Below are 16,490 nucleotides of genomic sequence, written 5' to 3' on the forward strand. Positions count from 1 at the left end.
TTTCTAAAATTTATTGCTTCAGGATGAAACGCTCTCGGTCAGCTTGTTCCAGGCCTGGGTCATGGCCTGCTCGATACCGGCGGCATCAAGACCGGCCTGCTGCAACATCTGGCTATGTGTGGCCTGTTGCATAAAGCTGTCATCCAGGCCTAAGTGAATAATAGGCTTGACCAGCTGAGCCTTGGCCAGATATTCACTGACGGCACTGCCCGCGCCGCCCATCACTGCATGTTCTTCTACGGTTACAAACAGCTGGGTGTTTTCAGCCAGGCGTTCAATCATGGCTTCATCCAGCGGTTTCACAAAACGCATGTTCACCACTTGCACGGCAATGTCATGCCGGGCTGCAAATGCCTGTGCTGCTTCAATGGCCGGATAGACCCGGCTACCAAAGGCCAAAATGGCAATCTGCTCATCCGACTGTTCATTAAAACGCGCCACAATTTCTGCCTGACCGATCTCCATCAGGTTCAATTGCTGCTGAATTTCGACTCCAACGCCATTACCACGTGGATAACGCACCGCTGCCGGCCCCGGATAATGATAAGCCGTGTGTAGCATCTGGCGGCATTCATTTTCATCTTTCGGCGCCATGATCACCATATTCGGTACGGTGCGCATGTAGGCATAGTCATAGGCTCCGGCATGGGTTGGACCATCTTCACCGACCAGACCGGCCCGGTCGATACCGAAGGTGACATCCAGATTTTGCAGCGCCACATCATGAATCAGCTGATCATAACCACGTTGCAGGAAAGTCGAATAAATCGCGACCACCGGTTTTAAACCTTCACAGGCCATTCCGGCCGCCAAGGTCACGGCATGCTGTTCAGCAATGGCTACGTCAAAGAAACGCTCCGGATATTGCTTGGCAAACTGCACCATGCCCGAACCTTCGCACATGGCCGGAGTAATCGCCAGCAGGCGTGAATCTTGTGCAGCTTCATCAGATAGCCATTGGCCAAAAACATCGGAATATTTAGGTGCCGCTGCTGCAGACGCGCTGCTGTTGATTTTACTAATTGCGTGATATTTAATCTGGTCCGCTTCTGCCGGGGCAAAGCCTTTGCCCTTTTTGGTATAAACGTGGATTAAACGCGGGCCTTTACGCTTTTTCAGCGCCTGGAATACATTGACCAGCTGATCAACATCATGGCCATCAAAAGGACCAAAATAATCAAAACCAATGGCTTTAAATAAATTATCGGCCGCATCGGTTGCAGCACAATGCAAACGTGAGGTGTAGTTCCACTCGGGATGTGGCTGGATATAGGCCTCGCCAGCAGCATCAATATGCACGCTTTCGCCGCGCTGCCACAGCGCCGCCAGATGTTTGGCAAAACCACCGGTGCTGCAGGAAATTGACATATCATTGTCGTTTAAAATGACCATTAAATCGGCCTGATGCGCCACCGCATCATTCATGGCTTCAAAGGCCATTCCGGCGGTCATGGCACCATCACCAATAATTGCCACCACTTCACGCTGCTGCTGCTGATAACGGCTAGCCAGCGCCATGCCCAAACCGGCAGAAATCGCGGTGGATGAATGTCCGACGCCAAAGGTATCAAATTCAGATTCTTCACGGGCCGGAAACGCGGCCAGACCATCTTTGGCTCGAATGGTGGTCAGCTGTTCACGGCGTCCAGTTAAGGCTTTATGCGGATAAGCCTGATGACCGACATCCCAGATCAGACGGTCATGTGGCGTCTTAAACGCATAATGCAAGGCCACAGTCAGTTCGATGACCCCTAAATTGGCACCGAAATGCCCGCCACTTTGCCCTGCTGCATACAAAATGAATTGACGTAACTCATCTGCCACTTGTGCTAACTGGCTTTGCGCGAGTAAACGTAATTGTTGTGGATGATCTATGCTATCCAGCAACGGTGTTACAGGGCGTTGAGTCGGTATTTCTGTATACAACATATGTGGCAAAGCCTTCTAAAGCCTGGCAAAACCTAAGCTAGGTCAAGGGGGAGTTACTCGATCATATAGTCGAATTGTACCATCTTCAATCAGCCACATTTCTAGCGATGTAGTTTTGAGCAATGATTTCAGTCGGGCAGTGTTTAGGTGGCGTAGATTATCCTGAATAACCTTGCTATTTATCAACTATTATCGTTCGCTTTCTACAAAAAAGAAAATCTTCTGCAGAAATTCAGCAATCCTATTCTACTAATGTCTGAGCATTAGGCTATACTTTAACGCATTCATGAACAATTTAACGGGTAAAACTGTGCCTATAGAATTTGTCGCAACGTCAAGACTACCAACCGCTTTTGGTGAATTTAAAATTACTGTATTTCAAGATCCGAAAACTGGCGAAGAGCATGTTGCACTGTCTAAAGGTCTGGAACAGGCCCCGACCGAACCGGTACTGGTTCGTGTCCATTCCGAGTGCTTAACCGGGGATGCCTTTGCTTCATTAAAATGTGATTGCGGCCCGCAATTACAGGCCACCCAGCGTCTGATTAATGAAGCCGGACAAGGGGTGATTTTATATTTGCGTCAGGAAGGACGCGGCATTGGCCTGACCAACAAGATTCGCGCCTATGCCCTGCAAGATCAGGGACATGATACGGTAGATGCCAATTTAATGCTGAATCTGCCTGCCGATGCCCGTCAATATGATATGTGCAGCATTATGCTGGATCATCTGCAAGTCAAAGCGGTGCGGTTAATTACCAATAACCCGCTGAAGATTGAAGCGCTACGTGAACAAGGGATTAATGTGGTGGATCGCGTGCCGTTAACGGTGGGTTTAAATCCGTTTAATGAGCAGTATTTAAAGACCAAACATGAGCGTATGGCGCATATGTACCAAAAAGATGACTTCTAAGTCATTTTAAGGTTTCCAAAAACAGCTTTCCCTCTTTTAGAGTCAAAACACCTTTTAATCAAATGACCGGCGACAGGAATGTCGCCTTTCCGCTTATCTCGATTAAATGGCTTCTTTTTAAACTATTTCAAATTGGCAGACTACCTGTATCAATAACATTTCATTCTGCATGAAGGCTTTTTCTTTGTTACTTTGACGGGGCAAAGTAACCAAACCCCTTTATTTCACTGATATGGCATCCCTGCCATACAGTGAAATGGCGACCTCCCTGTCGCCGGGTCATGTGATTGAATGCTGAATTGAATGAGATAAAAATTAAATCGTCATCGAGAAAATACGGGTACTCGGTACTTTACGTTTTAAACGCAAATCAAACGCCATACAGATATTACGTACAAACGGTTTGCCCTGCTCCGTAACCTGTAAATGATCCTCAAACAGCGTTAACAAGCCATCTTCCTGCATTTCTTCCAGCTGCTTGAGCACCTCAGGCAATTCCGGGAACTGCATCTCTGGTTCGGCCCAAGAGGTCTGGAAACTGCACATCAAATTCAGAATATGCCGGCGAATCATCAGGTCCTCAGCGGTCAATACATGCCCGCGAAATACCGGAATTTCGTTCTGTTCCAATCGCGCATAATAATCTTCCAGGGTCTTTTCATTTTGCACAAAGCTGTACCAGCTATCACTGATCGAAGACAATCCCAGGCCAATCATCAGCTGGGTTTTGGAAGCGGTATAGCCCATAAAGTTACGGTGCAGACTGCCCTGCTGAAAAGCCTGATACATGGCATCGCTTTTCAGGGCAAAATGATCCATGCCAATTTCATGATAACCATGCGCCAGCAGTTTTTTCTTGCCCTCTTCATACAGGGTACGTTTCAGTTCATCTTTTGGCACATCATCATCTTTAAAACCGCGCTGGCCATTGCCTTTAATCCACGGTACATGCGCATAACTATAAAAGGCCAGACGGTCCGGATTTAACTGGGTGGTCTGCTGAATGGTATTTAGAACATCGTCCAGATTCTGAAAAGGCAGACCAAAAACCAGATCATGCGAAATTGACGTGTAGCCAATATCACGCGCCCATTCGGTCACACGCTGCACATGTTCATAAGGCTGAATCCGGTGGATGGCTTTCTGGACCTTTTCATTATAGTCCTGCACGCCATAGCTGACCCGGCGAAAGCCCAGATCATACAGCGCTTGCAAATGTTCACGAGTGGTATTGTTCGGATGGCCTTCAAAACTGAATTCATGCTCGGGCGCCACTGTGGCTTTGCCCAGAATGCCCTGAATCAGCTGCTGTAAATGGGCTACAGAAAAGAAAGTCGGCGTGCCGCCACCCAAATGGATTTCTTTAATCATCGGCCGGTCTGGCAGCAACTGGCAATATAAATCCCACTCTTTCAGCACCGCCTGAATATACGGTTGCTCCACTTCATGGCGTTTGGTCACGCGCTTATGGCAACCGCAAAAGGTACATAAACTTTCGCAGAAGGGCAGATGGATATACAGGCTGATGCCTTCGCTGGCATTGGATTCAGCAAACGCGCGTTGCAGACTTTGCTGCCAGGCCTCGCGAGAAAAACTGGCCTCTTCCCAATACGGTACGGTCGGATAACTGGTATAGCGGGGTCCTGGAACATTGTATTTTTGTACGAGAGAACTGGCCGGTTTCAACATCTACATTGCTCCACTGCAATTGACCCTATGAGGTAGGCACAAGGCCCGTATTCACTATTGTGCGGAGCTTAAAACAGGAATTCAACCTAGCCTTTTGGTCGGGAATCGAGAAGCTCATGCTGTTGCCTCTTCACTTAGATCAACCATGCGCAGCGTACAGCAGTCCTCCCCCTCTTAATTTTTTTACCAATCTGTGCTTTGATGTGCTTATTGTTTTTTATTCATGAGTGTCATCATGCAGCATCCAACCTCCGCTGATATTCAACGCGTACGTGAATTTCTTCTCGATTTACAGGCGCGCATCTGTGCCGCGTTAGAACAACAGGAACGGGCCGGCGGCGGTACGGCTGAATTTGTAATTGATGACTGGCAGCGCCCTGAAGGGGGCGGTGGCCGTTCCCGGGTCTTACAAAACGGCAGCGTGATTGAAAAAGGCGGGGTGATGTTCTCGCATATTAACATCTCCAAACTACCTGCCTCAGCAACCGAACGCCATCCTGGCATTGCCGGTGCCAAAGCGCAGGCCATGGGTGTATCCCTGGTGATTCATCCAAAAAATCCAAATGTCCCAACCTCACATGCCAATGTGCGTTTATTTGTGGCCGAACCCGAAGGCCAGGACCCGATCTGGTGGTTTGGCGGTGGGTTTGATCTGACCCCGTTTTATCCGAATGATGAAGATGTCCTGTCCTGGCATCAGACGGCACATGACTTATGTGCGCCCTTTGGCGAGCAGGTCTATGCCGAACATAAACAGTGGTGTGATGACTATTTCTATCTGAAACATCGCGATGAACAGCGTGGAGTGGGCGGCCTGTTTTTTGATGATTTAAACCAGTGGGATTTTGACACCTGTTTTGAATATATTCAGGCGGTGGGCAATGGCTATCTGGAAGCGATTTTGCCGATTTTTAAACGCAATCAGGATAAACCTTATACCGAAGCGCAGCGTGAATTCCAGCTCTATCGTCGTGGTCGCTATGTGGAATATAACCTGGTCTATGACCGCGGTACCCTGTTCGGCCTGCAAACTGGCGGCCGGATTGAATCCATTTTGGTCAGCTTGCCCAATCTGGCCGGCTGGAGTTATCGCCCGGAATGGGATGCCGATTCCGCAGAGAAAAAACTCACCGACTATTATTTAAAGCCGCATGACTGGCTACGCGAACTACAATAAATGTCTAAAAAGCTACCGCAAATAGTGGTAGCTTTTTTCTTGCAACACACGCTTGCAAGGTGCATACATTTAAATATATTTGCATACACTTTTTCGCCAACTCTTCATAAGACTTTCATTTAAAGCGAGTAGACTCTATAGTCTTGGTTTAATGCGTCTGGCGAAAGATGGAATTAAGCCAGTATCGATTTAAGGAACGCTCCCATGCTGCAAAATTTTATTGCTCAACACAAAGGCCTGCTGTTCTGGCTGATTCTCAGTCTTCTAGTCTGCTCTCTCAGCATTACCTTTATTTTCGAACATCCTTTAAGTGACAGCCTGTCGATTGTGGCCAGTGTTTTTGCCCTGATTGCTCTGGTTTTTACTTCGGTCTTACTGGTTTTAGACACTATTTTAGATATCTGTAATCCTTAAGTCATCACAGGTTTACAGATCAGACTGTTTTTCATCTTTTTATTTTTCTCTATTCGATTTTCTCTCCTTTTACCTTATCCCTCTCTTCCCTGCCCGACACCCGATTGTGTCGTTTTGCTTATTGGATTTATTCCAATTGTTCATCATTTGCAGACTTTAGCCCCTGCCCGATTTGGCGTATATTGATGGGCATTTCAGCACATGGATCATGTGAAAATGCGCAAACAATTTGCCGTTGTGGGCAACCCGATTGAACAGTCCCGCTCTCCAGAACTGCATCATGCCTTTGCCGAAAAAACCGGGGTTGATCTGGTCTATCGCAAACGCCTGGCACCGCTGGATGGTTTTGAAGCCAATATTCGTGAATTCTTTGCCGAAGGTGGGGTGGGCATGAATGTCACCGTGCCGTTTAAAGAACAGGCCTTTGCCTTGTGTGATGTACTCAGCGAACGGGCCAAAACCGCCAAAGCTGTAAATACCTTGTGGATGCAAGATGGCCAGCTGCATGGGGACAATACCGATGGTCAAGGGCTGGTCGATGCCATTCGTGCGCTGAACTGGAATTTGGACAATACCAAGATTCTGATTATTGGTGCCGGCGGCGCCACCCGTGGCGTGATTTATCCGCTGGTTCAGGCCGGCGTCAAAAAAGTGGTGATTGCCAACCGTACTCTGGCGCGCGCCGAACAGCTGGTGGCTGATTTGCAGCAAGCCGTACCACAGGCCGAACTGTCCGCCATTGGTCTGGATGCACTAGCGGGCGAGTTTGACATTGTCATTAATGCGACATCGGCCAGCTTGAGTGGCGATGCTTTAATTCTGCCGGACGCGCTGCAATTTCAACATGCCTATGAAATGGCCTATGGCAAGCCCTCCAGTTTTCTGGAACAGGCCAAGGCCCGTCAGATTCCAACCTCGGAAGGCTTTGGCATGCTGGTCGGACAGGCAATTGAATCGTTTTCAATCTGGAATGGGGTCAAACCCGATTTAAAAGATTTTCTTTAAAATCTGCGATTTTGCCCAGAAAAAGAACCGATCTTGCACGGTTCTTTTTTTATGCCTAGCCTTTGGGCTGCACAATTAACCCGTATTATGATTGGATTTAATGACACAAATATGGCAACCGATTTGCCCAGATTTAAACATCTTTGCCGCTATTAGGCTTTGGTCCTAGATCATGCTCACTTATGTTTTATTTTGTTATAATTTAAATAAATAGAATACAAAAAACAGTGGTGACAAGGGCAGGATTTTCTCCTAAATTAGAACTGATCCCACGTCTATAAGATTCTATTGATTCGCTTTTCTGACATTTTTAACTGAATTCAACATCAATGTATTTTGATGCGCAGTGTGAATAATCAAACTATCCGATCAGATAATCCAAAACTATTTTTAAATCAGGATTAATGTTATGCCAGCATATAAAGCGCCTTTACACGACATTCGTTTCTTAATGAATGAAGTGTTTGACTATCCAGCACATTATCAAACTTTGTCTAACGGTGAAGCAGCAGATCCAGAAACAGTCGACATGATTCTCGAAGGGGCGGCTGATTTTTGTGAAAATGTCCTCTCTCCTTTGAACCAGACCGGCGACCAGGAAGGCTGTCATTTTGAAAATGGCGAAGTGAAAACGCCAAAAGGCTTTAAAGAAGCCTATGACCAGTTTGTGCAAAGCGGCTGGCAAGGTCTGTCTTATCCAGAACAGTACGGCGGTCAAAACCTGCCAATGTCGTTAAACCTGATCAAATCTGAAATGATGGGCACCGCCAACTGGTCATTTCAGATGTATCCGGGTTTAAGTGTGGGCTGTATCAACACCATTATCCAGTACGGTACAGACGAACAAAAAGATACCTATCTGCCGCATCTGGTGGCAGGCACCTGGTCAGGAACCATGTGTTTGACCGAGCCACAATGTGGTACTGACTTAGGTCAGGTGAAAACCAAAGCAGAACCGCAAGCCGACGGCACTTATGCCATTTCAGGCACCAAAATCTTTATTTCTGCCGGTGAACATGACCTGACCGAAAATATTGTCCATATTGTGCTGGCACGTTTACCGGATGCTCCAGCCGGCACCAAAGGCATTTCCCTGTTTATCGTACCGAAATTCCTGCCATCTGCAGATGGTGGCGTGGGTGAGCGTAACCCGGTGACCTGTGGTTCAATTGAACACAAAATGGGGATTCGCGCGTCAGCAACCGCAGTGCTGAACTTTGACAATGCGGTGGGTTATTTAATTGGCGAGCCGAACAAAGGCCTGCATGCCATGTTCACCTTTATGAATACTGCCCGTATTGGTACCGCGATTCAGGGGATCTGTCATGCGGAACTGGCCTTCCAGGGTGCTTTACCGTATGCCAAAGAACGGATGTCAATGCGTGCCCTGTCCGGTAAAAAAGATCCGGAAAAAGTGGCCGATGCCATTATTCACCATGCCGATGTACGCCGTATGCTGCTAACACAAAAAGCCATTGCTGAAGGCGGTCGTGCCATGATTTATCATGCTGCACAAATTGCCGACAAGATGACTGATGCTCTGGAGCGTGGCGATACTACTGCCTTTGAACAGCATGATGATCACCTCGGTTTCTATACTCCAATTCTAAAAGGCTTCCTGACTGAAATGGGCTATGAAGCAGCCAACCACGGCATGCAGGTTTATGGTGGTCATGGTTATATCAAAGAATGGGGCATGGAACAGATTGTACGTGACTCGCGTATCTCAACCCTGTATGAAGGCACCACCGGTGTACAGGCGCTTGACCTGATTGGCCGTAAAGTGCTGCTGACCTCAAAAGGTAAAGTGATTCGTGACTATACCGCAGAAATTCTGAAATTCTGTGGTCAGCATGCTCGCAATAAATACATGCGCCGTTTTGCCTGGGACTTAACCAAGCTATGCGCGCAGTGGAATGCCCTGACGGTACGCATCATGCTGGCAGCACGTAAAGACCGCGATATCGTCTCAAGTGCCTCTGTCGACTTCCTGATGTTCTCGGGTTATGTGATGATGGCTTACTTCTGGGCACAGCAGGCGGCCGTTGCATCGGCCAAACTGGCATCGAATGATGGCGCAGAAACCCCAGAGTTCTACAAAGCGAAAATCAAAGTGGCAGATTTCTACTTTGAACGCTTATTGCCACGTACCCAAGGTCATGCCGAAGCGATGGTCAATCCATCTAAAACCATGACTGCATTAGCACCAGAACATTTTAGCTTCGACTACTAAGTCAAAGCCCCAAAAAGAAAAGACCGCGCAAGCGGTCTTTTTTATGGATGCTGTAAAAATAGTGAATATCCTAAGCGAAGGTTTTGGATTGTTATAAAAACTCTTCCAGCACCGAATTTAAAAACACATGCCCCTGTTCAGTACAGGCCAGCCGGCTGGCATCTTCCACCAGCAACTTGCGCTGACGTAGTGAGGTTAATACCGGTGCCAAATCATCCAGACTTAAACCGGTACGTTCTGCATAAAGTTTCGCATCGACGCCGGCATTCAGGCGCAGTGCATTCATCATAAACTCGAACGGCATCTCCTCAACGGTAATCCGTTTGAACTGTCCATGCTCGGCCGGCACCTTGGCCAGATAATCTTTTGGCAGACGGGTTTTCTGGAAACGGTATACCCCATCTGGTCGGGTGACTTTGCCATGTGCGCCAGCGCCAATCGCCAGATAATCACCAAACTGCCAATAATTTAAGTTATGTGCCGAAGGCTGTTCTTTACGCCATGCCGACACTTCATAATTGATAAAGCCTTGGGCTTTTAGATAGGCTTCACCTTGTTCTTGAATCGCTTCGAGTACTTCATCATTTGGCAGCAAAGGTTGGGTTCGGAAAAATACCGTATTGGGTTCGATGGTCAATTGATACCACGACACATGCGTTGCACCACTTTCGACTGCCAGTTTTAAATCAAGCAAAGCCTGCTCTAAGCTTTGTTCCGGTAGACCATGCATCAAATCGACGTTAATGCGCTGAAAGCCGGCCTCACGCGCCAAGTGAATCGCTGAAAGCGCATCGCTCTGGCTATGAATCCGGCCCAGTTTTTGCAAATGATCGCTATTAAAACTTTGTACCCCAATTGACAGGCGGTTAATTCCCGCTGCCAGATAACCGGCAAAAGGATCATGTTCAATGGTGCCCGGATTGGCCTCTAAGGTAATTTCGCAATCGTCTTGAAACGGCAACAGCGCTTTAAGCTGTGTAAACAGCCATTGATAACCGACTGCTGAAATCAGCGATGGGGTCCCACCGCCAATAAACACACTGTGAATTTCACGGCCCTGGGCAAATTCCAGCTGCGTATTAAAATCGGCGACCAAAGCCTGTAAATATTGCTGCTCCAAATCTAGTGACAGTTTGCCATCCGGGACGGCATGCGAGTTAAAGTCGCAATACGGACACTTGCGCACACACCACGGCATGTGAATATAGAGGGACAAGGGAACAGACGCAGGATTCAATTCAGCCAAGGAACAAGCTCAAAAACAGCAAAGGAAGATGCATATTTTAACATGACTGCATCAGGACACCGATAAAATCTCACAGCGAATACCGCTACACTAGAAAAAATTACAGAAGAATTAGCGTGTTAGAATGATGAAAATATCTTCGCAATTACTGCTTTTAATGCCACTGGCCATGGGGATCGGGATTGCCATGACCCTGCAAACCGCCATCAATACCCAGCTACGCGAATATTTATATTCTCCTTTGCAGGCTGCCCTTTTCTCGTTTTTGATTGGTACAATAGTGCTGGCTATTTTGGTGTTTTTTCAACAGGTTCCCAAACCCAATCTGCACGAGATCATCCATTTACCCTGGTATATGTGGCTGGGCGGTGTGTTAGGGGTCTATGCCATCAGTTTAAGTATTTATGCAGCACCGAAACTCGGCTATCTCACCCTGACCGGTTTAATCCTGTTTGGCCAGATTGCCATGTCGATGCTGGTCGATCATTTTGGTGTCCTGGGCACAGAAAAAGCACCCATCAACTGGCAACGTCTTCTGGGTGGCGTGGTGATTTTTATAGGTGTGCTTCTCACTTTACAACGCTAATCGCTCTGTTCTAAGCACATGATGAATATGGGTAATAACTGTGGCTACGCTTGGCAGCACACGTTTTGAATTAAAACAACTGTTCCGTTTAATGATTCCGATTCTGGTGACGCAATTTGCCCAGGCCGGTCTGGGGCTAATTGATACCATTATGGCCGGTCAGTTTTCACCGACCGATTTAGCCGCAATTGCAGTCGGTGTGGGGCTGTGGCTTCCGGTGATGCTGCTGTTTAGCGGCATCATGATTGCCACCACGCCGCTGGTGGCCGAGGCCAATGGTGCGCGTACACCGGAAAAAATTGCCACCATTGCCCGGCAATCGTTATGGGTGGCGTTTATTTTGGGCTGGATTGCCTGCCTGATTTTACAGCTGGCACCGCTGTTATTGCCGCTGCTTGGAGTACCAGAAAGCCTGCAACCGAAAGCTGGACTGTTTCTGCATGCCATTGGGTTTGGTATGCCGGCGGTGACCATGTATGCTGCGCTACGTGGCTATTCCGAGGCGCTGGGTTATCCACGGCCGGTAACGGTCATCAGTCTGCTGGCGCTGGTAGTACTGGTGCCGTTGAACCTGATCTTTATGTATGGTTTAGGGCCGCTGCCTGAACTGGGCAGTGCCGGCTGCGGCTTTGCCACGGCCATTTTACAGTGGCTGATGTTTATTACCCTGGCGCTGTACATTTCCAAAAGCAGCGCCTACCAAAGCACCCAGATTTTCACCCGCTGGGAACCCATCGACCGTTACTGGATGAAACGGATTTTAATGCTCGGCCTGCCGATTGGTTTGGCAATTTTCTTTGAAGTCAGTATTTTCAGTACCGCAGCCATCGTGATTAGCCCCTTAGGGGAAACGCTGGTAGCAGCACACCAGATTGCCATGTCGGTGACCTCACAGCTGTTTATGATTCCGATGTCTCTAGCCATTGCACTGACCATCCGCATTGGCACCTATTATGGTGAAAAAAACTGGGCTGCCATGCGCCGCGTGCAGTATTTGGGGCTGATTACCGCAACCCTGCTGGCCTTTATGACCATGAGTTTTATGTGGCTGTTCCGTCCGGAAATTATTTCGATTTATACCTCGGATGTCGATGTGGCACAGGTGGCAATGTATCTGCTGCTGTTTGCAATTGCCTACCAGCTAATGGATGCCTGGCAAATTAGTGCAGCCGGCTGTTTGCGCGGTATGCAGGACACCAAAGGCCCAATGTGGATTACCATGCTGGCCTACTGGGTCATTGCCTTTCCGGTCGGGGTATACTTTTCCCGCTTTGGCAGCATGGGCGCCGCCGGGGTCTGGGTCGGCCTGATTGTCGGCTTGAGCGTGGCCTGTGTGCTGTTATTGATCCGGTTGTATATGAACAACCAGCGCCTGAGTCAAAGCAGCTAAGCGATTCGCCTCTCATCATCTTTAGCCGGCCATTACCGCCGGCTTTTTGATGTGCAACATGTAGTGAATTTGCTTATTAACAATTTAAAGTAGGCTTTTCACCCAACTGCCGGTATGCTCAAGGCAGATAGTCAAGATGATCTTAAGGAACCTCGCATGGCAAAAACGGCTAGTACACCGGGTCGTCGCTTTATGAAACTGGCCAGTATGACCGCCAGTATCGCCACCAAAACCGTTTCCAATTCAATTAAAAACTTTTCTGCCGATGACGAGCAGAAGAATGCCGCACGCAGCAAACTGTTTCAGGATATTGGTATCCAGATTGCCGATACCTTGGGAGAAATGAAAGGTGCGGTCATGAAAGTGGGGCAAATTGCCTCGCAATATAAAGATATTTTCCCACCAGAAGTGGCGCGGGCCATCAGCAAATTACAACGTCAGGCACCGCCCATGCCTTTTGCCGAAATTCAGGCACAAATCGAAAAAGAACTGGGCAAGCCCCTCGCGCAGATTTTCCAGCATTTTGATGAAACCCCATTTGCCGCCGCGTCCATTGGCCAGGTACATAAGGCAATTTTGCCGACGGGTGAACAGGTGGTAGTGAAAATCCAGTATCCGGGTGTCGATGAAGCCTGTGAAAGTGACCTGAAACAGGTGCGTCTGGCCTTGCGTTTAATGGGTGTGTTAAAAATTGACCGCAAATTGCAGGACAAACTGTTCCAGGAAATTCAGGACAGTCTGGACAATGAGCTGAACTACCAGATTGAAGCACAAAACCTGGAAGTGGCGCGTACCTTCCATCAGGCGCTGGACAGTAAAATTATTATTCCGCAGGTCTTTAAGGACTATTCGACCCGGCATATTTTAACGTTAAGTCTGGAACAGGGTGACAGTATTGAAACCGCCAGCCAGTGGCCACTGGCGACCCGGAATGAACTGGGACGCCGGCTGTTTCGCGCTATTGGTCAGGAAATTTTCTATCTCAAGCGTTTCCACTGTGACCCGCATCCGGGTAACTTTGCCTTCCGTGAAGATGGCAGCGTGATTATTTATGATTACGGCGGTGTGAAGACCTTGTCCAATGACATTGTGCAGCATTTTAAAGCGCTGATTCAGGCCGGCCGTGCCCAGAATATTGCCTTAATGGAACAGGAACTGACTGCCCTGCACTCCCTGTCCGAGCAAGGAAAATTCCCGCCAGAACTGTATCAGGCCTGGCTGGAAGTGCTGATGCGCCCTTTGACCACCGATTATGATTTTGCCGAAAACTCGGCCCATCATGATGGTATGGAACTGATGAAACCCTCGTTAAAATATTGGGATGTATTCAAGCCATCACCCGATACCTTAATGGTCAACCGCACGGTGTCGGGTCATTACTGGAACCTGATTCATTTAAAAGTGCATGACAATTTAAATGATCTGTTTGAAGAACTGGTTCCACCACACGCTTAAACCATATATTAAAAACCACACTGAGCCCGAATGACCCATTCGGGCTGACTTTACTTTTTATTTGTTACGTTATAACATTACATTATTCAGCAAACATGAGGAATTGTTATGCGTCCAGAGATCCATCCCGAATATCAGGAAGTGCTGTTTCACGACACCAATGCCGATGCCTATTTTATTATTGGCAGCACCCTGAAACCGCAGCAGACTAAGGAATATCAGGGCAGAATCTATCCCTATATGACTTTAGATATTTCCAGTGCTTCGCATCCGTTTTATACCGGTGAGCAGCGTCAGGCCAGCAATGAAGGCCGTGTCGCCAGCTTCAATAAACGCTTTGCCCGTTTTAAACGCAGCAAGGACTAAGCCGCGCAGTAGAAAAAAATTGGCATACACATCCTTTATGAAGTCTAGACCTTTATCTCCAGCTAGGCTTCATTTTTTTATTTTATGCAGTTGATTTTCCTGTTTTTTATTGCGTATTTAATAGCACCTGAAACAGATAAAAACCCACCGCCAGACAGAGCACACCCAAAATCACACTTGAGATCACATACATTAACGCCACGCTGGTGTGTCCCTGTTTCAGCAATTGAAAGGTTTCCAGCCCAAAACTGGAAAAGGTGGTAAAGCCGCCTAAAATACCCACCATTAGAAACAGTCGAAGCTCCTGTTGTAGTACCGGGAACTTTTGGCTGAAGGCAAAGAATATTCCGGCAGCAAAACAGCCGAGCAGATTCACCGACCAGGTCGGCCAGGGAAATAACACACCGGGCTTAAATAGCCACAGACTCAGGCCATAGCGTAGACTTGCCCCGATTGCTCCACCCAATGCCACCCAAAGCCAATTCATGTCGTGTTGATTCCCATGTGTATAACTGCCATTTTATCCACAAGTTGGGCCAAAGCGCAGATTTTTTCATCTAATGGGTGCAAAAATTGAGGCCGAAATAGGCTAAACCCCTGCGAAAAAACATGCTATTGTCGCAGGGCTTTTACCAATTTTTTCTATGGACTGAGAACATGATGGCTCAAGATTTATTGGCCCAGCTGCATGCAGGCAAAGCGAACTTTGCCGATGTGATTGCCTATATTGATGCACGTTATACCCACACGCCAACTGCGTTTAGCAATGGCCAGCAACACAATGCCGCCACCGAAAACCAGGGCAGCGCCAAAGTACTGAGTTTTGCCAAATTAAATGGCTTAGACCACGCGCAAACCTTAAGCCTGTTTGCTGAACACTATGCGGCGGTACTGGCTACGCCTGAAGCCACCGATCACCAGAATATCCGCCAGTTTATGCAGCAAGGTTGGGCTGGTGTACAGTTTGAAGGCGAAGCGCTGACGGCCAAATAAGCCTTTAAAACGAAAAACCTCTAAAACAGAGGTTTTTTTATGTCTGATGTTCAGGTCTTAAGCCACGCGCACCCGGCATTTCCATTCTGCCAAGGGAAGCGGTTCTCCCGCCCTGGCCTGTTTTAAATGAATCAGTCCTTCACCGACCTGAACCGCACGAAAACGGAAAGTTTTTTCTCCAGCCGCATTTAACTGCGCGGAGTCATGCTGAGTATTTTCTGCATCCGCCTGTAGATACAAGGTTTCCAGCTTAAAGATGGACGGATGTTGCATCACCGACCAGTGATAGCCGGTGGCTGGATTTTCTGCCAGACGCAATTCTAGAGTTTCCCCGATCTTTAAATTTAACAGTGCCGGACATTGCTGATCGGCATGATAAACATGAGTACCATCGACCGGGGTACTGACACTGCCACAACCGCTGAGGGTCAACAGCCCCAGCCAGCTACAGAGAATGAGCGTCTTGCTATGATTCATCCACCTATGATTCATCGACATTCCCCTGCCGCTACATTTTACCGGTCAGGCCACATTAACTGCGTTTTACTTTTTCAATCCACTGGATTGAACTGACCCGGAACACTTCACAGGCACCATCGCCGGTATCGGTCGGGGTGAGTGACGACGTCCAAACCATATCTTTGTCTTTAACTTCGACCAACTCCCCGCTTAAACGCACCAGATCACCACGTTTGACCTGTTTAATCTGTTTGGCAATGTTTGGATTGGCCGGAATGATGTGCATATTGGAAACCATCTGCATGGCCTGCTCTGCTGGCACCGGCAAACGATCCATCTTCCAGTTTAAATAGCGGTCATACTGATTTACCGTAATATGCCGGGCAATTTCCGGCTCTGCAAACAGGCCCCAGCTCACGGCATAATCAATCGGAGAAAACTTGGCCTGTTCATCATCGGTATAGGTTTTTGAACCTAAAATCCGGAAATCGCCACGAAAGGACTGCAAGACCGAAATCGACTGATCGGCAGATGCCGGCGCTAACCCTTTGGCAATATTATAGTCGACCGATGCCATGGCACTGGTCTGTAACAAGGCGGCCGTCATAAACGAAATAAGTCCAAAGCGCAGCTTC

Annotated in this window: 16 protein-coding genes; 10 read left to right on the top strand and 6 right to left on the bottom strand. The window is 48.0% G+C overall.

The genetic code is table 11. The features are described 5' to 3' along the window. Positions 1-18 precede the first annotated feature (18 nt). Positions 19-1,929 carry a 1-deoxy-D-xylulose-5-phosphate synthase gene (dxs, locus tag ACVLR6_RS12700; RefSeq protein ID WP_455995365.1) on the bottom strand — a complete coding sequence of 637 codons (1,911 nt, stop codon included), beginning with the start codon at positions 1,927-1,929 and terminating at the stop codon, positions 19-21. A gap of 310 nt (positions 1,930-2,239) precedes the next feature. Here dxs and ribA point away from each other — a divergent pair, with 310 nt between their 5' ends. Continuing rightward, positions 2,240-2,842 (top strand): GTP cyclohydrolase II, encoded by a 603-nt coding sequence (ribA, locus tag ACVLR6_RS12705; protein ID WP_034598236.1) that lies wholly within the window; start codon positions 2,240-2,242, stop codon positions 2,840-2,842. A gap of 315 nt (positions 2,843-3,157) precedes the next feature. Here the strand turns inward: ribA and hemN are convergent, their stop codons facing one another. Further along, positions 3,158-4,531 carry an oxygen-independent coproporphyrinogen III oxidase gene (hemN, locus tag ACVLR6_RS12710; protein WP_455995367.1) on the bottom strand — a complete coding sequence of 458 codons (1,374 nt, stop codon included), beginning with the start codon at positions 4,529-4,531 and terminating at the stop codon, positions 3,158-3,160. A gap of 235 nt (positions 4,532-4,766) precedes the next feature. On the opposite strand from hemN, the gene hemF reads away from it, so the two are divergent. The 4 genes from hemF to ACVLR6_RS12730 all read left to right on the top strand — a co-directional run bounded on the left by hemF (position 4,767) and on the right by ACVLR6_RS12730 (position 9,360). Continuing rightward, positions 4,767-5,708 (top strand): oxygen-dependent coproporphyrinogen oxidase, encoded by a 942-nt coding sequence (gene hemF, locus ACVLR6_RS12715; protein WP_104470047.1) that lies wholly within the window; start codon positions 4,767-4,769, stop codon positions 5,706-5,708. A 204-nt stretch (positions 5,709-5,912) separates the two neighbouring features. Then, positions 5,913-6,122, top strand: coding sequence for a hypothetical protein (locus ACVLR6_RS12720; protein WP_016658513.1), 210 nt, complete (start codon positions 5,913-5,915; stop codon positions 6,120-6,122). 216 nt (positions 6,123-6,338) lie between these two features. Further along, positions 6,339-7,127, top strand: a complete 789-nt coding sequence (gene aroE / locus ACVLR6_RS12725) for a shikimate dehydrogenase (RefSeq protein ID WP_168397463.1) — start codon at positions 6,339-6,341, stop codon at positions 7,125-7,127. A gap of 409 nt (positions 7,128-7,536) precedes the next feature. Further along, positions 7,537-9,360, top strand: coding sequence for an acyl-CoA dehydrogenase C-terminal domain-containing protein (locus tag ACVLR6_RS12730; protein ID WP_160242773.1), 1,824 nt, complete (start codon positions 7,537-7,539; stop codon positions 9,358-9,360). A gap of 91 nt (positions 9,361-9,451) precedes the next feature. On the opposite strand, the gene hemW is transcribed toward ACVLR6_RS12730, so the two are convergent. Beyond that, positions 9,452-10,606, bottom strand: coding sequence for a radical SAM family heme chaperone HemW (gene hemW / locus ACVLR6_RS12735; RefSeq protein ID WP_168397462.1), 1,155 nt, complete (start codon positions 10,604-10,606; stop codon positions 9,452-9,454). 127 nt (positions 10,607-10,733) lie between these two features. Between hemW and ACVLR6_RS12740 the strand changes: the two genes are divergently transcribed. The 4 genes from ACVLR6_RS12740 (at position 10,734) to ACVLR6_RS12755 (ending at position 14,403) form a co-directional block, all read left to right on the top strand. Then, positions 10,734-11,192: a DMT family transporter gene (locus tag ACVLR6_RS12740; protein ID WP_455996190.1), complete on the top strand. Its 459-nt coding sequence runs from the start codon at positions 10,734-10,736 to the stop codon at positions 11,190-11,192. A 91-nt stretch (positions 11,193-11,283) separates the two neighbouring features. After that, on the top strand, positions 11,284-12,582 hold the full coding sequence (locus ACVLR6_RS12745; RefSeq protein ID WP_075168245.1) for an MATE family efflux transporter: 1,299 nt from the start codon (positions 11,284-11,286) through the stop codon (positions 12,580-12,582). Between the two features lie 156 nt (positions 12,583-12,738). After that, the gene (locus ACVLR6_RS12750) at positions 12,739-14,037 is read left to right on the top strand and encodes an ABC1 kinase family protein (RefSeq protein WP_016658508.1); all 1,299 of its coding nucleotides are present in this window, start codon (positions 12,739-12,741) and stop codon (positions 14,035-14,037) included. A 108-nt stretch (positions 14,038-14,145) separates the two neighbouring features. Continuing rightward, positions 14,146-14,403 (top strand): type B 50S ribosomal protein L31, encoded by a 258-nt coding sequence (locus tag ACVLR6_RS12755; protein ID WP_005180368.1) that lies wholly within the window; start codon positions 14,146-14,148, stop codon positions 14,401-14,403. Between the two features lie 106 nt (positions 14,404-14,509). On the opposite strand, the gene crcB is transcribed toward ACVLR6_RS12755, so the two are convergent. Next, positions 14,510-14,890 (bottom strand): fluoride efflux transporter CrcB, encoded by a 381-nt coding sequence (gene crcB, locus ACVLR6_RS12760; RefSeq protein WP_168414320.1) that lies wholly within the window; start codon positions 14,888-14,890, stop codon positions 14,510-14,512. Between the two features lie 173 nt (positions 14,891-15,063). On the opposite strand from crcB, the gene ACVLR6_RS12765 reads away from it, so the two are divergent. Continuing rightward, entirely contained in the window at positions 15,064-15,396 is a 333-nt protein-coding gene (locus tag ACVLR6_RS12765) for a HopJ type III effector protein (protein WP_035363454.1), read from the top strand. Positions 15,397-15,453: 57 nt separating this feature from the next. Here the strand turns inward: ACVLR6_RS12765 and ACVLR6_RS12770 are convergent, their stop codons facing one another. After that, on the bottom strand, positions 15,454-15,873 hold the full coding sequence (locus tag ACVLR6_RS12770) for a protease inhibitor I42 family protein (protein WP_035363407.1): 420 nt from the start codon (positions 15,871-15,873) through the stop codon (positions 15,454-15,456). A 55-nt stretch (positions 15,874-15,928) separates the two neighbouring features. Continuing rightward, on the bottom strand, positions 15,929-16,462 hold the full coding sequence (locus ACVLR6_RS12775; RefSeq protein ID WP_370459245.1) for a hypothetical protein: 534 nt from the start codon (positions 16,460-16,462) through the stop codon (positions 15,929-15,931). Positions 16,463-16,490 lie beyond the last annotated feature (28 nt).

It is taken from the genome of Acinetobacter sp. T63 (genome assembly GCF_053852345.1).